This is a genomic window from Streptomyces sp. NBC_00076 (assembly GCF_045041235.1).
In the GTDB taxonomy this organism is placed as follows: Bacteria; Actinomycetota; Actinomycetes; order Streptomycetales; family Streptomycetaceae; genus Streptomyces.
Map to the genome: position 1 here is coordinate 7850713 of NZ_CP108242.1, position 23421 is coordinate 7874133.

At 68.8% G+C, this 23421-nt stretch carries 24 protein-coding genes and 1 pseudogene; 17 read left to right on the forward strand and 8 right to left on the reverse strand.

Going from position 1 to position 23421, the window contains the following annotated elements; genetic code table 11:
• Window positions 1-50: 50 nt before the first annotated feature.
• From OHA64_RS35230 to OHA64_RS35245, 4 genes are all read left to right on the forward strand, one after another.
• The gene (locus OHA64_RS35230) at window positions 51-1001 is read left to right on the forward strand and encodes an ACP S-malonyltransferase (RefSeq protein WP_405620129.1); all 951 of its coding nucleotides are present in this window, start codon (window positions 51-53) and stop codon (window positions 999-1001) included.
• Entirely contained in the window at window positions 1001-2272 is a 1272-nt protein-coding gene (locus OHA64_RS35235) for a cytochrome P450 (protein WP_405620131.1), read from the forward strand. Before OHA64_RS35230 ends, OHA64_RS35235 begins: the two co-directional genes overlap by 1 nt.
• A 65-nt stretch (window positions 2273-2337) precedes the next feature.
• Window positions 2338-3456: an agmatinase family protein gene (locus OHA64_RS35240; protein ID WP_405620133.1), complete on the forward strand. Its 1119-nt coding sequence runs from the start codon at window positions 2338-2340 to the stop codon at window positions 3454-3456.
• Window positions 3457-3580: 124 nt separating this feature from the next.
• The gene (locus OHA64_RS35245) at window positions 3581-4327 is read left to right on the forward strand and encodes a thioesterase II family protein (protein ID WP_405620135.1); all 747 of its coding nucleotides are present in this window, start codon (window positions 3581-3583) and stop codon (window positions 4325-4327) included.
• Between the two features lie 150 nt (window positions 4328-4477).
• Here the strand turns inward: OHA64_RS35245 and OHA64_RS35250 are convergent, their stop codons facing one another.
• On the reverse strand, window positions 4478-4675 hold the full coding sequence (locus OHA64_RS35250) for a hypothetical protein (protein WP_405620137.1): 198 nt from the start codon (window positions 4673-4675) through the stop codon (window positions 4478-4480).
• Between the two features lie 460 nt (window positions 4676-5135).
• A complete protein-coding gene (locus tag OHA64_RS35255; RefSeq protein ID WP_405620139.1) occupies window positions 5136-5525 on the reverse strand; it encodes a hypothetical protein in 390 nt (129 codons plus the stop codon).
• Here OHA64_RS35255 and OHA64_RS35260 point away from each other — a divergent pair.
• Window positions 5524-6246, forward strand: coding sequence for a sensor histidine kinase (locus tag OHA64_RS35260; RefSeq protein ID WP_405620141.1), 723 nt, complete (start codon window positions 5524-5526; stop codon window positions 6244-6246). The genes OHA64_RS35255 and OHA64_RS35260 overlap by 2 nt on opposite strands.
• A gap of 10 nt (window positions 6247-6256) precedes the next feature.
• On the forward strand, window positions 6257-6919 hold the full coding sequence (locus OHA64_RS35265) for a response regulator (protein WP_405620143.1): 663 nt from the start codon (window positions 6257-6259) through the stop codon (window positions 6917-6919).
• Window positions 6920-7266: 347 nt separating this feature from the next.
• Here the strand turns inward: OHA64_RS35265 and OHA64_RS35270 are convergent, their stop codons facing one another.
• Window positions 7267-8046 carry a sensor histidine kinase gene (locus OHA64_RS35270; RefSeq protein ID WP_405620145.1) on the reverse strand — a complete coding sequence of 260 codons (780 nt, stop codon included), beginning with the start codon at window positions 8044-8046 and terminating at the stop codon, window positions 7267-7269.
• Between OHA64_RS35270 and OHA64_RS35275 the strand changes: the two genes are divergently transcribed.
• From OHA64_RS35275 to OHA64_RS35290, 4 genes are all read left to right on the forward strand, one after another.
• A complete protein-coding gene (locus OHA64_RS35275; protein ID WP_405620139.1) occupies window positions 8045-8434 on the forward strand; it encodes a hypothetical protein in 390 nt (129 codons plus the stop codon). The two genes, OHA64_RS35270 and OHA64_RS35275, sit on opposite strands and share 2 nt — an antisense overlap.
• Window positions 8435-8756: 322 nt before the next feature.
• Window positions 8757-9314 carry a PH domain-containing protein gene (locus OHA64_RS35280; RefSeq protein WP_405620147.1) on the forward strand — a complete coding sequence of 186 codons (558 nt, stop codon included), beginning with the start codon at window positions 8757-8759 and terminating at the stop codon, window positions 9312-9314.
• Window positions 9311-10891, forward strand: coding sequence for a PH domain-containing protein (locus tag OHA64_RS35285; RefSeq protein WP_405620149.1), 1581 nt, complete (start codon window positions 9311-9313; stop codon window positions 10889-10891). The genes OHA64_RS35280 and OHA64_RS35285 overlap by 4 nt, the downstream gene beginning before the upstream one ends.
• A 98-nt stretch (window positions 10892-10989) precedes the next feature.
• The gene (locus OHA64_RS35290; protein WP_405620151.1) at window positions 10990-13137 is read left to right on the forward strand and encodes an MMPL family transporter; all 2148 of its coding nucleotides are present in this window, start codon (window positions 10990-10992) and stop codon (window positions 13135-13137) included.
• Window positions 13138-13276: 139 nt separating this feature from the next.
• Here OHA64_RS35290 and OHA64_RS35295 read toward each other — a convergent pair whose 3' ends face one another.
• A complete protein-coding gene (locus tag OHA64_RS35295; RefSeq protein ID WP_405620153.1) occupies window positions 13277-13537 on the reverse strand; it encodes a DUF5988 family protein in 261 nt (86 codons plus the stop codon).
• Window positions 13538-13686: 149 nt separating this feature from the next.
• On the opposite strand from OHA64_RS35295, the gene OHA64_RS35300 reads away from it, so the two are divergent.
• Complete coding sequence (locus OHA64_RS35300) at window positions 13687-15282, forward strand: methylmalonyl-CoA mutase (protein WP_405620155.1); 1596 nt, start codon at window positions 13687-13689, stop codon at window positions 15280-15282.
• Window positions 15283-15338: 56 nt separating this feature from the next.
• Window positions 15339-15758: a cobalamin B12-binding domain-containing protein gene (locus OHA64_RS35305; RefSeq protein ID WP_405620157.1), complete on the forward strand. Its 420-nt coding sequence runs from the start codon at window positions 15339-15341 to the stop codon at window positions 15756-15758.
• Between the two features lie 99 nt (window positions 15759-15857).
• Here OHA64_RS35305 and OHA64_RS35310 read toward each other — a convergent pair.
• Window positions 15858-16523 (reverse strand): annotated as a pseudogene (locus OHA64_RS35310) (DUF418 domain-containing protein); the annotation flags it as partial.
• A 659-nt stretch (window positions 16524-17182) separates the two neighbouring features.
• Here OHA64_RS35310 and OHA64_RS35315 point away from each other — a divergent pair.
• Window positions 17183-17521: a MerR family transcriptional regulator gene (locus OHA64_RS35315; RefSeq protein ID WP_405620159.1), complete on the forward strand. Its 339-nt coding sequence runs from the start codon at window positions 17183-17185 to the stop codon at window positions 17519-17521.
• Window positions 17522-17763: 242 nt separating this feature from the next.
• On the forward strand, window positions 17764-17967 hold the full coding sequence (locus OHA64_RS35320) for a cold-shock protein (RefSeq protein WP_008734837.1): 204 nt from the start codon (window positions 17764-17766) through the stop codon (window positions 17965-17967).
• A gap of 265 nt (window positions 17968-18232) precedes the next feature.
• Here OHA64_RS35320 and OHA64_RS35325 read toward each other — a convergent pair whose 3' ends face one another.
• Window positions 18233-19120, reverse strand: a complete 888-nt coding sequence (locus OHA64_RS35325; RefSeq protein WP_405620161.1) for a YihY/virulence factor BrkB family protein — start codon at window positions 19118-19120, stop codon at window positions 18233-18235.
• Between the two features lie 202 nt (window positions 19121-19322).
• Between OHA64_RS35325 and OHA64_RS35330 the strand changes: the two genes are divergently transcribed.
• Together OHA64_RS35330 and OHA64_RS35335 are read left to right on the forward strand one after the other, a co-directional pair.
• Window positions 19323-19490 (forward strand): DUF5670 family protein, encoded by a 168-nt coding sequence (locus OHA64_RS35330; protein WP_405620163.1) that lies wholly within the window; start codon window positions 19323-19325, stop codon window positions 19488-19490.
• Window positions 19491-19726: 236 nt separating this feature from the next.
• Complete coding sequence (locus OHA64_RS35335) at window positions 19727-20878, forward strand: FUSC family protein (protein WP_405620165.1); 1152 nt, start codon at window positions 19727-19729, stop codon at window positions 20876-20878.
• 634 nt (window positions 20879-21512) lie between these two features.
• Here OHA64_RS35335 and OHA64_RS35340 read toward each other — a convergent pair.
• Both OHA64_RS35340 and OHA64_RS35345 read right to left on the reverse strand, forming a co-directional pair.
• Window positions 21513-21698, reverse strand: coding sequence for a DUF397 domain-containing protein (locus OHA64_RS35340; protein ID WP_405620167.1), 186 nt, complete (start codon window positions 21696-21698; stop codon window positions 21513-21515).
• The gene (locus OHA64_RS35345) at window positions 21695-22561 is read right to left on the reverse strand and encodes a Scr1 family TA system antitoxin-like transcriptional regulator (RefSeq protein ID WP_405620169.1); all 867 of its coding nucleotides are present in this window, start codon (window positions 22559-22561) and stop codon (window positions 21695-21697) included. Before OHA64_RS35345 ends, OHA64_RS35340 begins: the two co-directional genes overlap by 4 nt.
• 252 nt (window positions 22562-22813) lie before the next feature.
• Between OHA64_RS35345 and OHA64_RS35350 the strand changes: the two genes are divergently transcribed.
• Window positions 22814-23293, forward strand: coding sequence for a hypothetical protein (locus tag OHA64_RS35350; protein ID WP_405620171.1), 480 nt, complete (start codon window positions 22814-22816; stop codon window positions 23291-23293).
• Window positions 23294-23421 lie beyond the last annotated feature (128 nt).

The following is a 23421-nucleotide window of genomic DNA, read 5'->3' on the forward strand; positions in this document are numbered from 1 at the left end:
CCGGCGGGCCGGATGACATCCGTACGACGAGTGAGACAGAGCGGACACTGATGACTACCGAACAGGCACGCACCGCCGTGGTGTTTCCGGGCATGGGCCCCTCGCGCTTCAGCGAGGTGGGCAAGTTCATGATGATCGACCCCTTCGTCCGCGACCGGCTCGCCGTCGCGGACGAGGCACTGGGCCGTTCGGTCCTCGACGGATTCCGCGGCGAAGGCGACGACTACGGGGAGTTCACCCAGATCGCCTTCCTCGTCAACTCGGTCGCCCTTGCCGACCGGGCACGCGAGACGCTCGGGAAGGACCCCGACGTCTGCGTCGGCTTCAGCTTCGGCCTGAAGTCCGTGACCGCCTTCTCCGGCGCCCTGCCGTTCTCCGAGACCGTTCGCCTGGCCTTCGAACTCGCCCACTGCGAGCGGAAGTTCTTCGAGGAGCAGTACCAGGACCTGGTGACGCTCGTCGTCACCCGGCTGCCCGACGAACGGCTGAACGAAGTCCTCACCGAACTCGCCGACCGCGGCGATTTCCACGAGATCTCCGGTTACCTCAAAGAGGACATGTACATGGTCACCCTGCGGGAGTCGGCCCTGGAGTCCGTCCAGCGGCACGTCAGTGCCCTGGGCGGCTACTCGCTGTACTCCATGAAACCCCCCGCCCACTGCCCGGCCCTCTCCGTGATGCGCGACCGGGTAGAGGAAGAGGTGCTCCGCAAGTTCGACCTCCAGGACCCCCGCATGCCGATCGTCGCGGACCACGACGGCTCCCTGGTGACCACCGCGGACCAACTGGGCACCCTGCTTCTCGACTCCTTCGACCACCCCGTCCGCTGGCCCCCGATCGTCGCCACACTGCGCGCCCAGGGCGTGAAGCGGGTGCACGTCACCGGCCCCGACCGGCTCATCCACCGCCTCGACTCCACCACCAGCGCCTTCGACGTCATAGCCCTCGGGCCGGAGCAGGCGCTCCGGCCAGCCCGCACCTCCTCGCGCAGGGAGCAGTGATGGCCGTACTGACCGACAGCCGGCTCGCCGGATGGAAGTTCAGCGCCAAACTGGGCGCGACCCGCGGGCTGTTGCGGGCCATCGGCGTGTTCGGCGACCCGTTCACCCACCTCCTGATGGGCCAGGAGGACCCCTATCCGCTGTATGCGCGGGTACGGCAGCGGGGACCGCTGCACCGCAGCCACCTGGGCACCTGGGTCACCGGCAGCCACCAGGTCGGCAGCCGCATCCTGCGCGACCGCTCCCTCTTCCTCAACCGCGAGGAGGGCGGCGTCCCGGGCCACGAGATCATGGACGACATCCCGTGGAACAGCTCCATCCTCGGCCTCGACCCGCCCGACCACACCCGGCTGCGCCGCCTCGCCCAGCCCGCGTTCGGGCCGAAGATGATCAGCAAGTACCAGATCGAGGTGGAGAAGCTCTGCCACGGCCTGCTCGACCAGGCGGCCACGGCCGACGAGTTCGACATCATCGAGGACTTCGCGGGCCCGCTGCCGCTGCTGGTGATCGGTGAACTGCTGGGCGTGCCGGAGGAGTACCACGAGCGGTTCATCCGTGCCGGGCGCAAGGTCGGCCCGGTGATCGACGGTGTCACGTCACTCACCATGGCCCGCGACTTCCGCGCCGCCGTCGACGACCTGGACGAGGTCTTCACCGAGCTGATCGCGGTGCGCGCCGCCGACCCGGGCGACGACCTGGTCAGCCGTCTCACCCTGGCCAAGGAGGACGGCAAACTCAGCACCGAGGAACTGCTCGCCTTCTGTACCGTCCTCGCCGTCACCGGCTTCGAGACCACCACCAACCTGATCGGCAACGCCGTTCTCGCCCTGACCCGCGACCGCGAGCAGTGGAACCTGCTGCGCGACGACCCCGGACTCGCCCGCGGCGCGGTCGAGGAGACCCTGCGCTACGACTCGCCCGCCCTCCAGGCCCAGCGCGTCCCGCACGAGGACACCACACTGCACGGCCACCACATCCGCGCGGGCAGCTCCATGGTGGTGCTGATCGGCGCCGCCAACCGCGACCCCGAGGTCTACAGCGACCCCGACCGCTTCGACCTGACCCGCCGGGACCAGGCCGAGCACCTCTCCTTCTCCGGAGGCATCCACTACTGCATCGGCGCCCCACTGGCCCGCATGGAGGGCGAGACAGCCCTGCGCGTCCTGGTCGAGCGGCTGCCCGACCTGCACGTCAGTGGCCCGGTACGGCGCCGCAGCTCGCCGGTGATCAGCGGCTGCACCCGCCTGCCGGTCAGCGGCCGCGCCCGCTGACCGGCACCGGCCCGCGAGCGCGCGCGGCCGCCCTCGCACACCCAGCACCGCGAACGAGGAGAGAGATGAGCGAGACACCCGAATCGGAGAACTGGCGGCGGGAGGTCGACCGTTCGTTCCTCCCGGGGCGCACCCCCGGTCCCATCGACCTGCGCCGCTACTACGTTCAGCCCTCCTACTCGGGCATCCCCACCTTCATGGGCGTCCCCCTGGCCCTGACCCAGGAGGACCTCAGGGCCGGCGAGGTGGACGTGGCGGTCGTGGGCTGCCCCGTGGACGTCTCCAGCGGCCACCGCGGAGCCGCCTACGGCCCCCGCGCCATCCGCTCCGACGAGCGCTACCTGTACAACACGCCCGAGGGGTTCGTGCACTCGGCGACCCGCGTCAACCCGTTCAACATCCTGAAGGTGGTCGACTACGGCGACGCGGCCGTCGACCCCTTCGACATCGTGCGGTCCATGGAACCCATCCGCGGCCTGGTCCGGGAGATCGCCCAGGTGGGCGCCCGGCCGGTGGTCCTCGGCGGCGACCACTCCCTGCTGTGGCCGAGTGTGGGCGCCCTGTCGGAGGTGCACGGCCGCGGCTCCATCGCCGTCATCCACTTCGACGCCCACCCGGACTGCCACGAGGAGCTGTTCGGCCACCGGGCCACCCACACCACGCCGATCCGCCGGCTCATCGACGAGGAGATGGTGCCCGGCCCGAACATCATCCAGGTGGGGATCCGGACCATCTCCGGCCCCGACGACCAGCTGTTCAACTGGATGCGACGGGCCGGCATGCGCTCGCACTTCATGGCCGAGATCGAACGCATCGGCCTGCCCGCAGTCGTGGACAAGGTCATCGAGGAGGCCCGCGCGGTGGCCGACCACGTCTACCTGTCCCTGGACATCGACGTTCTCGACCCGGCCTTCGCCCCCGGCACGGGCACCCCCGAACCGGCTGGCCTCACCACCCGCGAGCTCTTCACCGCGCTGCGCCGGATCGCCCACGAGACCGACCTGATCGGCATGGACGTCGTCGAGGTCGCCCCGCACCTGGACGCCGGGTACTCCACCGCCATGAACGCCCGCAGGGCCGTCTTCGAGGCCCTCACCGGCCTGGCCCTGAACCGCATCAAGATCTCGAGCAAGAACTACGCCAACCCGATCGTCGCCGGCGAGGTGCGCTTCCCCATGGGCTAGGAGTTCCCCTCCTTCCCCGCCCCTCAACCCCGTACCTTCGAAGCCGGTACTTCCCCGAACCCCGGACGACCCGAGGCGGGCCCGTCCCGCCCCCGGTCGTTACCGCCACCAGGATGGACCCACTATGACGACAGCTCCCTCGACCGACTCGTGGGTGCGCCGCTACCACCCCGCACCGGACGTATCCACCCGGCTGGTGTGCTTCCCCCACGCCGGCGGCTCGGCCAGCTTCTACTTCCCCGTCTCCGCGGCCCTGAACGGCGTGACCGAGGTGGCCGCCCTGCAGTACCCCGGGCGCCAGGACCGGCACACCGAGAAGGGCATCGACACCATCGCCGAGTTGGCCGACCGGGCCCACGAGGCGCTACGGCCCTGCTCGGACCGTCCGCTGGTCTTCTTCGGCCACAGCATGGGTGCCGTCCTGGCCTTCGAAGTCGCCCGCCGCTTCGAACAGGACGGGCAGGGACCCGTACACGTCTTCGCCTCCGGACGGCGCGCCCCCTCCACCTACCGCGCGGAGAACGTCCACCTGCGCGACGACGACGGCATCATCGCCGAGATGCGCAAACTCAGCGGCACGGATCCCCGGGTACTGGGCAACGACGAGGTGCTGCGCATGGTCCTGCCGGCGATCCGCAGCGACTACACCGCCATCGAGAACTACCGGGCCGACCCCGGCGCCACGATCGCCGCCCCGATCACCGTCCTCACCGGTGACGCCGACCCGCGGACCACCCTCGACGAGGCACGGGCCTGGGAACAGCACACCACCGGCGACTTCGACCTCAAGGTGTTCCCGGGCGGCCACTTCTACCTCACCGAGCATGTCACCGAGGTGATCGAGGTCATCCGCGAGCGGCTGACGGCCTGAGCCGGGAAAGCCACCGAAAAGACGCGCCCATTGCACCGAAAAGACGCGCCCATTGCTGGGCGCGTCTTTTCATGTGACGGGACAGAAAAAATCCCGGTGGCCGACGACGGGGGATGCATCGGCCACCGGGAGTCTCTGGGGACAACCGATTCAGTTGTGCGCGGCCTTACGGGATCGAGAGGCGGTCATCACGATAATGACGACCCCGAGAAGGCCGATCGCGATACTCACCCACGAGGGTGTGCTGTCCGGCAGCAGTGCCGTGACACCAAATTCCGTGTCCCAGACTTTTTCGGTCAGGAAGGATCCGAATCCCTGGACCGCCAGGACGATGCCGATCCACAGCATGCCGCTCCTCAATATTGTTCCGGTGAGCGTCTCGTGTTTGTCACGCTCGGCCCGGCACCCGACTTCCGGTTGCCGACAAGAACAATTGAACACCTTTCGCAGCTGCCTCCGTAAGTGGGAAACGTTGGCACCTCTACCGACGAAAGTTGCTATTCGGCCGTGTGCCGCGCCCGCCCCGCGCCTGCCGGCCCTCTTCGCCGAGCCGCTCGTGAGGACCGAAGTCGCAGGTCAGCCCGCCAACTACTACTCCGCGTCGATACCTACTAGGCTCGCTCGCGACCAATGTGGCGACAAGCCGATGTGTACGGGGGTGAGTTGGCATGCGGGCGGGCTGGACTGCCGGTGGGTGCCACTCGCATGAGTCTGCCTGGCGTCCATCGGTGCTGGATGTTTTTCTGGTCGTTGGGCTCGTGGTGCTCAATGTGTATGTGGCGGTGTGGAGTGGTTTGCCGGAGGGGGGTCATTCCGGTGCGGGGCGTTGGGCGGGGTTGTGCTTGCAGGTGGTGGTGGCGTTGGCGCTCGTGTGGCGTCGCCGGTGGCCGTTGGTGGTGCTGGGGGTGGTGGTGGTCGCCGGCGTGGTGATGTCGGTGTCGGTGTGGTGGGCCCCGGGGGTGTTGGTGGGGTCGGGTGCGGGGGGTGTGTGGGTGCCGGCGGCGACGCCGTTGGCGGCGTACGCGGCGGTGCTGTACGCGCGGGGGGCGCGGGTGGCGTGGGCGCTGATCGCGGTGGCGTCGGTGGTGGCGATGCGGCCGTGGGCGCTGTCGTACGAGGTGGCGGCGGCCGGGGTGGTACTGACGGCGGTTCCGGGGCTGTTGGGGATGTATGTGGGGGCGCGGCGGAATCTGATCATGGCGTTGAGGGAGCGGGCGGAGCGGGCGGAGCGGGAGCGGTTCTTGCTGGCGGAGCAGGCGCGGGCGGAGGAGCGGGTGCGGTTGGCGGGGGAGATGCACGATGTGGTGACGCATCGGGTGAGTTTGATGGTGTTGCAGGCGGGGGCGTTGCGGGTGTCGTCGTCGGATGAGGGGGTGCGGGCGGAGGCGGAGGTGTTGCGGGCGGCGGGGTGTCAGGCGTTGGAGGAGTTGCGGGATTTGGTGGGGGTGTTGCGGTCGCCGGTGAGTGTGGAGGCGGGGTCGGTGTCGGCGGTGGGTTCGGTGGGTGGGCCTGTTGGTGGTGTGGGGTTGGGTGTGGGGGTGTTGGTGGAGGAGTCGCGGGGTGTGGGGGTTGAGGTGGAGTTGGTGGAGTCGGGGGATGGTTCGGTGGTGTCGCCGGTGGTGGCGCGGACGGGGTTTCGCATCGTGCAGGAGGCGTTGACGAATGTGCGGAAGCACGCGCCGGGCAGTGGGGTGCGGGTGGAGGTGCGTTATGAGGCGGATCGGGTGCGGTTGTCGGTGTGCAACGGACCGGCGCGGGAAGCGGTGGATGAGGCGTTGGCGGCAAGCGGGTCGGGAAGTGGCCTGAAAGGCCTGGGGCAGCGAGTGGAACTCGTGGGCGGCACCTTCGAATGGGGCCCCCTGCCCGACGGCGGCTTCCGCATCGAGTCCGCCCTACCCACTGAACCTTCGGCTGTATAGACTGCCGGGCATGGGGCACAGATTAATTCGGGTGTTGGTCGTGGACGACGAGCCCATGGTCTGTGCACATTTGCGCACCATTCTCGGATCCTCCGAAGATATCGAAGTCGTTGACGAGGCTCATGACGGAGCGGCCGCGGTGGAAGCGGTGATCCGGCACCGCCCGGACATCGTTCTGATGGATCTGCGAATGCCGGGCGTGGACGGCCTGACCGCCATCGAGCGCATTTCCAAACTCGACCAGCCACCGAGGGTCGTGGCCCTCACCACATTCGACGCGGACCAGTACGTCCTGCGGGCGTTGCGCAGCGGGGCCAGTGGGTTCCTGGTGAAATCAACGCCGCCCGAGGACCTGATCGGTCTGGTGCGCGTGGCGGCCGACGGCCACACGATCCTCTCGCCCGTGGCCGCACGCCGCCTGGTGGCCGCCTCTTCCGACGAAGAGGCCGCGCGTGAACGTGCCAAGAGCCTGGTGGGCAGACTCACCGAACGTGAGACGGACGTCCTGACCTGCCTCGGCGAGGGCCTGTCCAACGCCCAGATCGCCTCGAAGCTGTTCCTCAGCGAGGCTACCGTCAAGGGCTATGTCTCGCGCATGCTGGTCAAGTTGGAGTGCACCAACCGCACCCAGGCCGGCCTGCTCGCCTACGACGCCGGACTCGTCACTCGCTGAGGAAGGACTCCGGGAGGTTCCGGTGAAAACCCGGTGGCGGCTGCTGAATCAGAACGCAGCGCATTGTCGTCAAGCCGGTGAACAGGTGCCGGTTCAGCCGCTCGCGGCCAATTCGACGCGGAAGCCGCCGTTTGGGCAGAGGGGCCCCTTCTCCGACGAAGAGGCAGCGCGCGAACGTGCCGAGAGTTTGGTGGGCAGGTTCACCGAACGCGAGACGGCCGTCCTCACCCGCCTCGCCGGGGTCTTCGCTGGGAGAAAGGCTCCGGGAAGTTCCGGTAAAAATCCGGTGGCGGCTGGTGAAACTGTAGGCAACGCCTTGTCGCGAAAACCGGTGAACGGGTGCCGGTTCAGCCGCTCGAGGTCTGTGAAACCGAGGCGCCGGGCTTGCTGGGGCGGATCCACGACATCGTCGTAGGCACATACGTCGGCAGAACCGATTCGATGCGGAAGCCGCCGTCGGGCAGGGGGCCCCATTCGAAGGTGCCGCCCACGAGTTCCACTCGCTGCCCCAGGCCTTTCAGGCCACTTCCCGACCCGCTTGCCGCCAACGCCTCATCCACCGCTTCCCGCGCCGGTCCGTTGCACACCGACAACCGCACCCGATCCGCCTCATAACGCACCTCCACCCGCACCCCACTGCCCGGCGCGTGCTTCCGCACATTCGTCAACGCCTCCTGCACGATGCGAAACCCCGTCCGCGCCACCACCGGCGACACCACCGAACCATCCCCCGACTCCACCAACTCCACCTCAACCCCCACACCCCGCGACTCCTCCACCAACACCCCCACACCCAACCCCACACCACCAACAGGCCCACCCACCGAACCCACCGCCGACACCGACCCCGCCTCCACACTCACCGGCGACCGCAACACCCCCACCAAATCCCGCAACTCCTCCAACGCCTGACACCCCGCCGCCCGCAACACCTCCGCCTCCGCCCGCACCCCCTCATCCGACGACGACACCCGCAACGCCCCCGCCTGCAACACCATCAAACTCACCCGATGCGTCACCACATCGTGCATCTCCCCCGCCAACCGCACCCGCTCCTCCGCCCGCGCCTGCTCCGCCAGCAAGAACCGCTCCCGCTCCGCCCGCTCCGCCCGCTCCCTCAACGCCATGATCAGATTCCGCCGCGCCCCCACATACATCCCCAACAGCCCCGGAACCGCCGTCAGTACCACCCCGGCCGCCGCCACCTCGTACGACAGCGCCCACGGCCGCATCGCCACCACCGACGCCACCGCGATCAGCGCCCACGCCACCCGCGCCCCCCGCGCGTACAGCACCGCCGCGTACGCCGCCAACGGCGTCGCCGCCGGCACCCACACACCCCCCGCACCCGACCCCACCAACACCCCCGGGGCCCACCACACCGACACCGACATCACCACGCCGGCGACCACCACCACCCCCAGCACCACCAACGGCCACCGGCGACGCCACACGAGCGCCAACGCCACCACCACCTGCAAGCACAACCCCGCCCAACGCCCCGCACCGGAATGACCCCCCTCCGGCAAACCACTCCACACCGCCACATACACATTGAGCACCACGAGCCCAACGACCAGAAAAACATCCAGCAGGACTCCGCGGCCCAGGAAGCGAATCGGGCTTTTCACGCCAGCCACCGTACTGGCGGTATGGAGCAGGAGGTGCGGGCGCGTTGCATTGCCGGACGCAGACCGTACGAAAGTTGGTATCGCACGGCCAAGAAAGACACCTTGGTCGCTCCCACTTCCCACGAAGCGCTCTCCCGCACACCCGCTCCGGCTTGCTTGGCTGATGACGAAAACGCCGAAGAGGGGCCCGAGGAGAGGGACGAGCAGTGCGACAAGAGGAGCGGCGGTCACCGCGGGACGCGGTGGCGGGGGACGCCCCGGACACCGGCCGGGGGCACCCGACCGGCCGACTCGTGCCGCGCCACCGCGTGTCCCGGCGTGCCGTGAGCTGGTGGATGACGCAGAACCTGCTGTTCGTCGTCCCGGTCCTGGCCGGTCTCACCACCGCCTACGCGCTGGCCCCCGACGCCCGGGTCTGGTTGGCCGCCGCCCTCGCCGTGGCCTGCCCGCTCGGTGCTCTGTACGTCCTGCTGACTCCGTGGTGGCGGTACCGCGTCCACCGCTGGGAGACCGGCGGCGAGGCCGTCTGCACCACCTCCGGTTGGATCGTCCGCGAGTGGCGGGTCGCGCCCTTCAACCGGATCCAGACCCTGGACACCAAGCGCGGCCCGCTCCAGCAGCTCTTCGGGCTGTCCGCGGTGACCGTGACCACCGCTTCGGCCGCCGGCCCCGTGACCATCGAGGGTCTCGACCACCAGCGCGCCGTCGACATGGTCGAGCGCCTGAGCGAACACGTCCGCGCGCTGCAAGAGGACGGCACGTGAGCAGCCGTACGAAGGCTTACGACGTGTCCGAGGGGCCCTCCGCCCGGGAAGAGGCGGAGCTGGAAGCGGCGTGGCAGCGGCTGCACCCGCGGATGGTCGTCGTCAGCGTCAGCTGGCTGGCCGGGCCGACGGTACCGCTCGTCGGGACGATGACCCTCGCCGCCGGGCGGCTGAACGCGCACGGCTGGATCGCGCTCGGCTCCTACATCGTCGTTGCCGCGGTCCAGGCCGGCCACGAGTGGGTCCGCTACCGCACGACCCGCTTCCGGTTCACCGACCGCAAGGTCGAGTTGCAGTCAGGACTCCTCTTCCGCAAGGAGAAGTCGATCCCGCGGGACCGGGTGCGCAGCGCCGACCTGACGGCCAACCCGGTGCACCGGCTCTTCGGCCTCGCCGCAGTGAAGATCGGCACCGGCGAGCACCAGGGGCGCGACGAGGACGAGCATCTCGTCCTGGACGGGATCTCCCGCGAACAGGCCGTCCAGGTCCGGGCCCTGCTTCTGCGTCAGGCACCGGGCGACGCGGGCACGGCACCCGAGTTGCCCGTGCGGCTGGCCCGGATGCGCTGGACCTGGGCGCGCTACGCACCGCTGACCTTCACCACCCTGGCCGGGGTGATGGCCGTCTTCATCGGCCTGTCCAAACTCCTGGACACCTTCGGGATCGACATCACGAAGCTGGGTACAGCCCGCGCGGTCTGGGACTGGCTGTCGTCCCTGCCGGCGGCCGTGGCGGTCGCCGTGGTCATCGCCGTCCTGCTCGCCATCGGTGTGGCCGGCGCCCTGGTCGCCTTCGCCGAGGCGTGGTTCGGGCACCGTCTGGAGCGCGAGCCCGGCGGCTCGCTGCACATGACGCGCGGGCTGCTCACCTCACGGTCGGTGTCCGTGGAGGAACGCCGCATCCGCGGCGTCGAGATCGTCCAGCCGCTGCCGCTGCGCTGGGCCCGTGCGGCCCGCGTCAACATCCTGGCCACCGGGCTCAGCCGACGCGGCAGCCATCTGACGCACCCGGCGCAGCTGCTGCCGGCCGCCCCCCTGGCGGCTGTGCACGAGGTGACCGCCAAGGTGCTGCACGACGTCGCCTCACCCATCGCCGAGGCGGTGCTGCACGGCCACCCCCGGGCCGCGCTGCGCCGCCGGCTGCTGCGCGGCTGCCTGCTGCTGCCCGCCACGGTCGCGGCCGTGCTCGGCGGTATCGCCGCGACCGGCCTGCTGCCGTGGTGGAGCCTCGGCGGCGCCGCACCGCTGGTGCCGTTGGGCGCGCTGTTCGCCCGTGACGCCTACCGGGGCCTCGGGCACGGGCTGACCGAGGGATACGTCGTGGTGCGGCAGGGCACGTTCGTGCGCCGCACGGTGGCGCTCAGGCGGGACGGGATCATCGGCTGGCGCGGCAGGCAGTCGTACTTCCAGCGCCGCGCCGGACTGCTCACGCTGAGCGCCACCACCGCGGCGGGCCGGGGCGTGGTCCGCATCCCCGACATGGACGCCGTCGAAGCACTCCGGTTCGCCTCGGTGGCGGTTCCCGGCCTGCTCGACCCGTTCATGGAACGCACGCAGGCCGGCGCCCTGCCGCACTGACCGACCCGACCCAGCACCGACAGCGCCACACAAGACAGAAGAGCCCCGCCAAGCCCTGGAAAGACCAAGTGCTCCGGCGCGGCCGGAGTGGAGGAACCATGTTCAAAGCATTGGGCCGTTTCGTAGTAGCCCACCGCTGGCTGGTGATCATCAGCTGGCTCATCGCCGGAGCGGCCGTCATCGGTTTCGCGCCGACCCTGACCACCACGACCGACCAGTCGGAGTTTCTCCCCAGTCACTACGAGTCGATCCAGGCGCAGAAAATCCAGGAGAGGGAGTTCCCGCAGGGATTCAGTCCTTCCGCGATCGTGGTGTTCACGCGCGAGGACGGCAAAGCCCTCGGCGAGGACGATTCCCGGAAGGTGGCCGAGATCGGCCAGACCATGCAACGCAAGAAATACGACAAGGTCGAACAGGTCATCGTCGCGCCACCGTCCCCGCACAAGAAGGTGCAGACGGTGCTGGTGTCCATGGCCGACGTGGCGGCCGGGGACAAGAGCCAGCAGCACACCGTCGTCGACATGCGCGACGACCTGAAGCCACTGGTGAAGAGCACCGGTCTGAAGGTCGGCGTCACCGGTGACGCGGCCACCGCCTACGACGCCGAGGAGGCGGGCAAGAAGGCGGACGGCCTCATCTGGGTGGGCACCCTCGTCCTGATCGTCGTGCTGATGACCATCATCTTCCGCAGCCCGACCATCACGATCGTCACCATCGCCGGGATCGTCCTGGTCTCCCAGGTGGCCAACGGACTCATCGCGACCGCCGCCAAGGTCTTCCACCTCAAGGCGGACAGCTCCGTGTCCTCGCTGCTGATCGTGGTGCTCTTCGGCGTAGGTACGGACTACATCCTGTTCCTGATGTTCCGTTACCGTGAGCGGCTCCGGATCGGAGAAGACCCGAAGACCGCGATGATCTCGGCGATCGGCCGGGTCGGTGAGGCCATCGCCTCCGCGGCCGGCGCCGTCATCGTCTGTTTCATGGCGCTGCTGCTGTCCTCGCTGGGTTTCCTCGCCTCCATGGGCCCCTCGCTGTCCATCGCCATCGCCGTGACCCTGCTCGCCTGCCTGACCCTGATCCCGGCGGTCATCTCGCTGATGGGCACCAAGGTGTTCTGGCCCTCCAAGGCCTGGCGTCACGAGGCGCGCGCGGCCCGCTTCGGCGCCGTGGGCGACGCCGTCGCCCGCCGCCCCGGGCTGTTCGCCGCCGGCTCCGGCCTGCTCATGATCGTCCTGGCGGTCGGGGCGCTCGGCTACAAGCCGACCTTCGCGTCCGAGGCGTCCGCCGACTCCGCCCAGGAGTCCTCCGTCGCCCTGCACGCCATGCGTGAGGACCTGCCCGCCGGCAGCACCAACCCCAGCACCGTGCTGCTGCGGTCCACCAACGGCGAGAAGCTCCGCGGAGCCGACATGACCGCCTACGCCGAGCGGCTGAAGGACGTTCAGGGAATCGGCTCGGTGTCCCGCACCCAGCTGAGCAAGGACGGCCGCACCGCCGAATTCAGCGTGATCCTCTTGGTCGACCCCAATGGCAGCAAAGCCATGGACATCGTCCGGGGCCCACTGCGCACCGCCGCCCACCGAGGCGCCCCGGGGGGCACCGAGGCCAAGGTGGGTGGCGTGACGTCGGTGTACGTAGACATCAACGAGGCCGTCAACCGCGACTTCTCGGTGGTGTTCCCGACCGCGGCCGCACTGATCATGCTGATCCTCGGCCTGCTGCTGCGCAGCCTCGTCGCGCCGATCTACCTGATGATCTCCGTCGCCCTCGGGTTCGGCGCGACCCTCGGCGCGAGCGTGGTGCTCTTCCAGCACATCGAGGGCCAGGCCGGGCTGACCTTCTTCCTGCCGGTCATCATGTACCTGTTCGTCGTGGCCATCGGCACCGACTACAACATCCTGATGGTGGCCCGTCTGCGGGAAGAGGCCAAGGAAGGCCTCACCGCCCGGCAGGCGACGGCGAAGAGTATCCGGCACGCGGGCCCCACGGTGGCCGCCGCCGGCGTGATCCTGGCCGGCAGCTTCGCCGCGATGCTGCTCGCCAGCGAGCCCACGCTGGCCCAGACCGGTTTCGCCGTCGCCTTCGGCATCCTCATCTCCTCCTTCGTCATGGCGATGTTCTTCACCCCCGCGCTCACGGCCCTCCTCGGCCGTACGGCATGGTGGCCCCACCGCATCGCACCGACGGCGACCCCCGCTCCGGACCGGGCGGAAAGCCGCACCCCGTCGACGGCCGACCGGCGCTGAGGCTGGAGAACGCGAAAGGGGGACCGCCACCCGATCGGGTGGCGGTCCCCCTTTCGCACGGGCCCCGGGCATGTCGCCGGACGGCACAGCGCCCCGCCGGGGGTCGGCGGGGCGCTGTGCTGGGGGGTGCGGCTCTCGGCTACTCTGCGATCTTGGTCCGTCCGGTCCACCGGAACTTCGCGGGAGCGGACACGGCGCCCTCGTCCGCCTTCTGCAGGGGTGCGCCGATGGATTCGTAGTGCTCGTATCCATTGAGATAACGGATCTTTATCTTCTGTTCGGAGAAGATCACTTCGTCGAGTTCAGTGAGCCTCACCGTCCCGCACAAGTGACTGGGACCGCCTTCCAGTTCGACCTGGCTCTGCGCGGTGGCGGGGGATTCTTGGGCGACCATACGCATGGGCCTCCTCTCGTCTCTCCGGAATCCTCTCTGCTGCGGTCACCTTTTGACACCCCTGGATTGCCCCTACGGATTGCCGCATATCCAGGGGTACGCGAAAGCCTGAGCCGGCCCCTATCGTCGGAGTCTGCGGCAGAATTCGCCGTCCCGTGTTTAAGGAGCCCGTCGTGCGTGAGTCGGAGTCCGGACTACCCATCGAATCGGTCTACGGGCCGGAGGCTCTGAAGGGCTGGGACCCGGCCGAGAAGCTGGGGGAGCCGGGGAAGTTCCCCTTCACGCGGGGTGTGTATCCGTCGATGTACACGGGCCGGCCGTGGACGATGCGCCAGTACGCCGGTTTCGGCACGGCGACGGAGTCCAACGCCCGGTACAAGCAGCTGATCGCCAACGGCACCATGGGCCTGTCGGTGGCTTTCGACCTGCCGACCCAGATGGGCCACGACTCGGACGCGCCGATCGCGCACGGCGAGGTCGGCAAGGTGGGTGTCGCGATCGACTCGATCGACGACATGCGGGTGCTGTTCGGCGGGATCCCGCTGGACAGGGTCTCCACGTCGATGACGATCAACGCCCCGGCGGCTGTGCTGCTCCTGCTCTACCAACTGGTGGCGGAGGAGCAGGGGGTGCCCGCGGACCGGCTGACGGGCACGATCCAGAACGACGTGCTGAAGGAGTACATCGCGCGGGGTACGTACATCTTCCCGCCGAAGCCGTCGCTGCGGCTGATCGCGGACATCTTCAAGTACTGCAAGGCCGAGATCCCGAAGTGGAACACGATCTCGATCTCCGGCTACCACATGGCGGAGGCGGGTGCGAGCCCCGCGCAGGAGATCGCGTTCACCCTCGCGGACGGTATCGAGTACGTGCGCACGGCGGTCGCGGCGGGCATGGACGTCGACGACTTCGCCCCGCGCCTGTCGTTCTTCTTCGTGGCCCGTACGACGATCCTGGAGGAGGTCGCCAAGTTCCGTGCCGCCCGCCGGATCTGGGCGCGGGTGATGCGTGAGGAGTTCGGCGCGAGGAACCCCAAGTCGCTGATGCTGCGGTTCCACACGCAGACGGCGGGTGTGCAGCTGACGGCGCAGCAGCCGGAGGTGAACCTGGTGCGCGTCGCCGTCCAGGGCCTGGCCGCGGTGCTGGGCGGCACGCAGTCGCTGCACACGAACTCCTTCGACGAGGCGATCGCCCTGCCGACGGACAAGTCCGCGCGCCTCGCGCTGCGCACCCAGCAGGTCCTGGCCCACGAGACGGACGTGACCGCCACGGTGGACCCCTTCGCGGGCTCCTACGTCATCGAGAGGATGACCGACGATGTGGAGGCGGCGGTGCTGGAGTTGATGGCGAAGGTGGAGGAGCTGGGCGGCGCGGTCGGCGCGATCGAGCGCGGCTTCCAGAAGGGCGAGATCGAGCGCAACGCCTACAGCATCGCCCAGGAGACGGACTCCGGCGAACGGGTCGTGGTCGGCGTCAACCGCTTCCAGCTCGACGAGGAAGAGCCCTACGAGCCGCTCCGCGTCGACCCCGCAATCGAGGCCCGGCAGGCCGAGCGCCTGGCCGAGCTGCGCGCCGAGCGCGACCAGGCCGCGGCGGACGAGGCCCTGAACGCGCTGAAGAAGGCCGCCGAGGGGGAGGACAACATCCTCTACCCCATGAAGGACGCTCTGAGCGCCCGCGCCACCGTCGGCGAGGTCTGCAACGCACTGCGCGAGATCTGGGGGACGCACAGCCCCGCCGACGACAGCTAGACAGCTAGGCAGTGCCCCACCCCCGACAACTCCGGCAGGACAAGGAGAACCCCCGTATGCCGACCGCACCTCTCCGCGTCGTCGTGGCGAAGCCCGGTCTGGACGGTCACGACCGAGGCGCGAAGGTCATCGCACGGGCGCTGCGCGACGCGGGCGTCGAGGTCATCTACACCGGACTCCACCAGACGCCCGCCCAGATCGTCGCCACGGCCGTGCAGGAGGACGCCGACGGCATCGGCCTGTCGGTCCTCTCCGGCGCGCACATGACCCTGTTCACCGAGGTCGTCGAGCTGCTGCGAGAGGCGGACGCCTCCGACATCGTCGTGTTCGGCGGCGGCATCATCCCCTACGGCGACATCGTCCAACTCCTGGAGAGCGGAGTCGCCGCCCTGTTCACCCCGGGTGCGTCCATGCAGGAGGTCGTGGAGTGGGTCACGACCCACGTGGGGAAGACGAATCAGCCAGCCCCCCACTGACCGGCGAGAGCGGGGTCCACCGGCGATGGGCCAGGTAGGCCACCGTTGGAACCGCGCTCCTTGCGGTTGGTGATCTGATCGCGCTCCGTCGGACGCGTCTCAGTCAATGCGCCGGGCGATCCCGGTCGCCCGGCCCATCAGCCATTCGAGCGGCCCCCGCTGGAAGAAGCGGGACCATACGGTGGCGAGGACGGTGACGGACGCGATGAAGCCGAGCAGGACGTACAGGGGCGGGACGGTTACTTCCTCGGTGCGCAGGAGCCAGATGGCGACGATGTGGTACACGTACGCCGTCAGCGACATCGAGCCGACCGTGATGACGGGCCCGGCCAGGCGGCGCAGCCGGTGGAAGGCGTCCGTGGCGGCCAGGCACGCGGTGATCACCAGGACCGCCACCCCGGTGTTGCCCACGATGGAAAGGGTCGCCTCGCTGTGCGGGGAGGCGGCCAGCATCCGGGAGGGGGTGTCACCGAAGATGCCGACAGTGCCGGGCGATGCGGACGCGATGGATGCCATGCCCGATCCTCCTTCGGCTTCCCGGACGGCTTCGGCGGCCCCGGGCCGCACCGGGCACGAGGCGCAGCGCCAGCCAGGAGCCGCCGTAGCCGGTGACGGCGAGGGCGGCCCCGGTGAGGGCCAGGCGTATCCGGACAGCCGTGGCGGCCGGGTCGGGGCGGCCAGGTCGAGGCGGGCGACGGCCATGCCGGCGAGGACGAACGGGACCCAGGTCAGGGCCGGGTAACCGCCGGTGAAGAGCAGCGAGACGGAGAAGTAGTGGGGGGCAAGATGTGAGAGCCGGCATCCGGAGCGAGCCGAGGCGGATCCCGCCGGTGAGTTGGTTGTCGCAGCCATAGCCAGGGCCACCAGGTCACCGTCTGCGACGGCCGGCCCCTGTCCCGGACCGCGGGCCCGATCCACCGGCCGTCGAAGCCGACCAGCCACCAGTAGGCCCGCCCCACGGACCCGGCATGTGTACCGTCGCCCCGGAACTGGTTACCTCATCCTCGGTAGGGCGGAAATCTATGCCGGCTGGAGTAGACATTGGGTCGTGGTGTGGTTATGGTTTCTCTCATAGTCGAGGTCGAGGAAGGCCTGGCAGAGACGAACTGCCGGTCAGCAGTACGCAGTAGAGCGCAGTACCCCGTTTGGCAAGCAGTCGATCACCGAGGGAAGAACGGAGGAGCCAGGCGCCATCAGGATCGCCCGGGCGGACGTCTTGAGCCCGGGTACCGCAGGACATCGATAGTGAGGTGGTCTCCGGTCGAGCAACCGCGATCCCAGCACCCCCGACAGCATCCAGGTCGGGTCTGCGGAAACAGAAGGCCGGCGCGGTATCAGGGCCGGCAGATGGTGTAGCAGTTCCTTCGGGGCCCTGGTGCCGTACGGCACCAGGGCCCCTCGACACGTTCCACAGAGAGGTGCAAGTGACAGCAGACGATTCCTTCGGTCGCCTCGACGACGACGATTACCCCGCCTACACCATGGGCCGAGCCGCCGAGATACTCGGCACCACCCCCAACTTCCTCCGCGCCATCGGTCAGGCCCGGCTGATCACCCCGCTCCGGTCCGAGGGCGGCCACCGGCGCTACTCCCGCTACCAGCTGCGCATCGCCGCTCGCGCCCGGGAACTCGTCGACCAGGGCACGCCCATCGAGGCCGCCTGCCGCATCATCATCCTCGAGGACCAGCTCGAAGAAGCCCGGCGCATCAACGCCGAACACCGTCGCGCCGCCGGATCACCCAAGTCCTCAGCCGTCGTATGAGACGAGCGTGGGTGCCGGCATCGACGGGCACCCGCCCGTGCGATTTCGGTACTGGACGTGATCAATTCAGTGGTGACGTGGTGTGCGGGCGTGTAGCGTCTGCATCAGCTGTCGTGGTTCGGATTTCCCCATTGCCCACGCCTTGGCGTGGGCGTTTTGCTGTGCCGTGCCGCAGGAACCAGGGCGATCACCTCTGCCTTCCACATGGTGTGGGAGGCGTTCATCGACTGGAAGGCATGACTATGGCTACGGGAACCGTGAAGTGGTTCAACGCGGAGAAGGGCTTCGGTTTCATCGCCCAGGACGGGGGAGGCCCGGATGTCTTCGCGCACTACTCCGCCATCAACTCCTCGGGCTTTCGTGAGCTCCAGGAGGGTCAGATCGTGACGTTCGACGTGACCCAGGGCCAAAAGGGCCCGCAGGCCGAGAACATCAACCCGGCCTGACCTCACGTCTTCGGCCGAGGGCCGGTGCACTCCACGTCATATGACTGGAAGCGGCGCGAACAGGGCCGCTTCCAGCCGGGCAACCGGACGAGGGGACCCGCTCTCGTGCACAGGATCAGGGCCGCGCAGCCATGGCTGCGCGGCCCTGATCCGTTCCGCCACGGGCCGGGGATCCGCACCGAGGCATCGCGCCACTCGCGAGATTTCCGTCCCTCCGGCCTGTGTCCCGGCATCGCGCCCTCGCGAACCGGCCTGCTGTCCACGACTACGGGCGGCCGGCCGCAGGTACGGGAAGACCGGCACATTCCCCGTGCTCGGACTTCGCCAGCTCCGCGTTGAACTGAGCGCCGACCAGGAGGGACAGGTTGGACAGCCACAGCCAGACCAGGAAGACCACGACGCCCGCCAGCGAACCGTACAGACGGTCGTACGTGCTGACATGGGAGGTGTAGGCGGCGAATCCGAGTGAGACGGTCAGAAGGAGCACCACCGCCAGCGCGCCGCCGGGCGCCATCCTCCCGACAGGGCGGGAGGATGGCGGTCCTGATCGGTACAGGACGAGCACCAGGGTCACGGCGACCGCGGCCACCACCGGCCACCGCAGCGTGTCCCAGGTGACCCGCGGACCGGTACCCAGATTCAGAGCCTGGCCCAGACGCCCGGCCAGGCTGCCGGTGAGCACCAGCGCGAGGGTCGACGTGAGCAGCAGGGAGATCAGGACCAGGGCAGTGGCGACGATGCGGGGAGCGGTGCGCCAGACCGGCCGGTTCGCGCTGATCCGATGCATGGCGTACAACGCCCGGCGGAAGACGCTCAGATAGCTGCATCCCGACCACAGGGCTCCAGCCCCTCCGACGAAGATCAGCGTCCATGCCGCCGACGACTGGGCGGACATCTGACGCAGGGTGCTGAGCAGCAGATCGCGGGACGCGGCCGGGGCGGCCTGCGCCATGCGGTCGATGACCTCCGGCTTGGCCGTGGGCATGGTCAGACCCAGGATCGACAGGAGCACCAGCAGCAACGGGAACAGGGCCAGGACCGCGTAGTAGGTCAGCGCAGCGGCCCAGTCCGTTATGTCGTCGTCCCAGACAGCCACCGGTGTCCGGCGCAACGCCGCCCACCACCGAACCGTGTGACCGTCTGCATCGTCCATGACGGGGATGCTCTCACCCTCCGTCCTCGGACCACCACTCAGCCCGGGATCCTTCTGCCCGGTGTCTTCCGGGTGCATGGCCGGCGTGGAAGGGGGCATTCCACAGTGCGGCGGTATGCCCTCCAACCTGTGAAAGAAACGCGCCTTTTGTGTGTTTGTAGGTGCAAGTTAAGAGCACCTGATGGCCAGGAGGTTGATAACAATGGTTCCCCTGCTTCTCGTTCTTCTTCTGGCTCTGATCCTCTTCGGCGCGGGCTTCGCGCTGAAGGCACTGTGGTGGATCGCCGTCATCGTGCTGGTGGTGTGGCTGCTGGGCTTCGTGGTCCGGCCCGCCGCAGGCGGACGCAAGGGCCGCTGGTACCGGTGGTGACCCGCACCGTCGACTGAGTACGACGGGAGCGGCGCCGTACCAGGCGCGGTGGTGGGTGTGTCTGAGGGGGTGGGCCCGGCCTGGGACGGCCGGGCCCACCCCCTCACAACGCCGTGCGGACGGCGCGGGGTTCACCCCCCTGTTTCAGGGTGCTCGTTGCGGTTACGCGTCCGGTTCCAGTCCTTGACTCGCGGGACCGGGGGCAGAGAGGGCAGTCGGAGCGCGTGGTGGATCGGGTGCGGAGCGGTTGGGTATGGGTGGAGCGCGCGTGGAGTTCGCCCGGGCATGAACGCAACACAGTCCTTCTGGTCGCGAAGAGCGCGCTGGCGGCGACGCTGGCGTGGTGGATCGCGCACGAACTGCTGAACGCGCAGTCGCCGGCGTTCGCACCCTTCTCCTCGGTGCTGGTCATGAACGTGACGATCTACAAGTCCATGTGGCAGACCCTGCGTTACGTCGCCGCGGTCATCGTCGGAGTGGCCGTCCAGGCGGCGATCGGCTTCACCGCCGGCCCCGACCTGTTCGCCTTCGTCGTCGTCGCTCTCATCGCGTTGACACTGGGGCAGTGGTCGGCTCTGGGAGAGCAGCGTTCCCAGGTCGCGACGGCTGCCTTCTTCGCCTTCTCCACCTACGCGGCAGCCACCACGAATGCCGACAGGGCCCTCCAGCTCGGGCAGATCGTTCTTCTCGTCCTCATCGGCTGCGGCCTCGGCCTGATCGTGAACCTGTGCATCGCACCCCCGCTGCGCTATCACAGTGCCGAGCAGGGCCTGCACACCCTGGCCGCCGCGATGGAATCCCTGCTGGACGACATGGCCGACGGCCTGAGCAGCGGCGATATCGATGACGAGCGAGCCGAGCACTGGCGTGCGGCGGGGGAGCGCGGGCAGCGCGCGGTCGGGCAGGCGCGTGCCGGGCTGAGTACGGCGGAGAACAGCCTGCCGTTCAACCCCCGGCGCCTGCTGCCCGCCCACCGCGGGCACATGGGCTTCGGCCGCTACCGTCGGACCCTGGATGCCATGGAGCGCGCCGTCTACCAGCTGGCCTCACTCACCCGCAGCCTCGGCCGATGGCGCGAGTCGGAGAGCACCTACACCTACACTCCCGTCCTCGAGGCATACGCCGACTTCGCCCTGCACCTGCGCGACATCGCCCATGTCATCGCGGAGATCGACAGCGACACCCTCGCCGACCAGGCCGAGGAGATGTGCCAGCTGGCCAGTGTCGCGCAGAAGGCGCTGCAGAAGGTTCTGGACGCCGCGGAGAAGCACGGGCTGCCCCTCGCGGACGTCTCCCGCCCGTACGGGGTCCTCGTCGTCGAGGCCACCCGCTTGATGGAGGAGTTCCAGAACACCTGCGACGTCCTCCAGGACACCGCCGACGACTGACGCCTGGCGTGTTCGCTTCTCCTGACGTCCTTCCGATGACGCGTCATATGGAGTCTTCGGCGGTGCCGGGGCCCCGGCCGCCAGTCGGACTACCTCCTCCGTACCGGGTGGCCTGGCGAGAGATGATCGCGCCTGATACGGAACGGGCTCTATATGTAGCGACGTCGGCCCGGCGTGGAACCGGTCGACGCCGCTCCGTACTGAGCAAGCACGCCGAGCTGCGTTGGTAGAGATTGATGCTCTGGTGGCGGTCTGGAAGCTGACGTCCTAGTGGCCCTGTACAAGGCCCGCTTCCCGATCATGCAGGACTTCGACGCTGTCATTTGGTTCGACGCGAACGAACGCAAGATCGCAGGGGTTCGCCACGCGTATGGCTTCGGGCAGACCAAGGAGCACTACGGGCATCTCCTCGCATACCAGAAGGGAGAAGGCCTCACACCCCCCGACGGCTACACCGCCCCTTCTACAAGGCCGACCGAGAGAAGGAGATGCGCGCCGCGCACGCCTACTTCTCCAAGCGGCTCCAGGAAGCGGTCGACAAGGGGGGCATGGGACCCCAGCGCGTAAGCAGAAGCGCCCCGTTCCGGGTGGGTCCGGAGCGGGGCGCTCGTACGTGCAGGAAGTGCGGGAGGGATCAGGCCTGGGTCGCGTACGAGAGGAAGGTGGTCCAGGCCGCCGAGGTGAGGGCGAGGTGCGGGCCCTGGCGCACCTTGGAGTCACGGACGTGGACGGTGTGCGGGCACGCTGCCACTTCGACGCAGTCGTCGCCTTGGGAGCCGCTGTAACTGCTCTTGAACCAGGCCAGGTCGGACGTGTTCATAGCGCTCCTCGCATTCGCTTCAACAGGCCCAGGGAGTCCTCGGGGGTCAGGGCCTGTGAGCGCATCTTGGCATAGCGCTGGTGGAGTCGGCTGATCTCTTTCGGGGCGGTGATGAGTCGCCCGTTCTCCTGCCCCTCCGAGTACCCGAACCACCGGTTGTCCGGCGTCTCAGCCAAGCGCATAGGCCCGTCCAACCCGGCATGCACCGGCTGGCGCAAGGGCATCAGCTGGAACTCCACGTTCCAGTGCCGTTCGATCAAGCCCAGCAGGTGGTCGTACAGTTCCCGCGTGACCTCGTCGCCGCCCGTGCACCGTTCCAGTACCGCCTGCTCGACGATGAAGCTGAACGCCGTTGGGGGCTTGCGGCTCGTCGACAGCAGTTCGTGCCGGGCCATGCGGGCCGCGATGCGCTCGTTCATCTCCTCCTCGGCAGGGAGGGGCGGCACGCTGTACGACACCGCCCGCGCGTACTCTTCCGTCTGCAACAAGCCAGGCACCACCCGGCATTCGTAGCTGTACAGGCTCACCGCATCAGCCTCGAACTGCGCCCACTGCCGGAACCAACTGGCCAGCCCGGGTTGCCGAGACAGATGTCGAGCCGCCCCCCTCAACACCCCGAACGCGTCCAGCACCTCCTCCGCCCGCTCCACGAAGTCCGGAGGCGGGAAGCGCCGGCCCTGCTCAATGCTGGCCACCGTCGGCATCGAGTACCGGACCCTCGGGGCGAACTCCTCCTGGGCCAGGCCCGCTCGTTTGCGGAAGGCCTTGACGACCTCGCCGAACGTCTTGAGGCTGTCCGACACCTCCGGTTCACCGCCGCCACCGCAGCCAAGGGCGCCCGTCCCGCCCGTACCCTCCGCCATGCCAGGCCCTCCGTTCACGCGTGCCTGTCAAACCCCGCCAACTCACCAATGGTCACGGACGGTTACCCCCACTGTCCATCCCGTGAACTCGTACGCTGATCCCGCGTACGAGTCGCTGACCTGGTGAACCGCCCCCGGGCTCCGACGGTTTGGGGCCATGAATCAACCGCTCCTCACGGAGACCCGGCTACCGTACGTATGTTCACGCAGCGGTTCAGAAATGACGACGCGATGAAGGAGTGAGGGCCGGCAATGGATCTGGTACTCGACCCGCCGCGCGGGGTCGCGCCGATCCTGCTGGGTACGACGCTCGACGAGGCGCTCGCCGCGGTGCCCGACTGGGGCGAGCCCCGTGTGCTGCGGCGCCCGAGCCGGAACTCGGCGAAGGCGTCCTGGACCCTCGATCACGTCGACGTACAGGCCCTGGTCGAGGGCGGGACCCAGATCACCGCGATCGAGTTGTGGTGGCCCGGTGAGGGCCGCACCTCCAGCACGCGCGTCCTGCTCATGGGGGACGAGGTGTTCACCACCAGCGCCCAGGACCTCTTCACGCGCGCAGCCGAACGGGGCTGGACGGTCGATACGTCACAGCCCGAGTACCCCGTGATCCCCGGGGTGTCGATGGGCTTCACTCGGCAGACCTCACAGGAGGTCGAGCGGGACGCCGACGGCCTGCCGAGGTACGTCACCTCGGTCATGGTGGCCGACGAGGACTACTACAACTACCGCTGAGAAGGCCGCAGTCGGCATGACCGCATGTGCGGAACTGGACCAGCCGCCCTGCCCTCCTGGCGCCGTGGCTAGTGGCCCGTGGTCGAGAGGCGGAGGGCGGCAACCGGGCCCGGTCGCGGCCCGGGTGC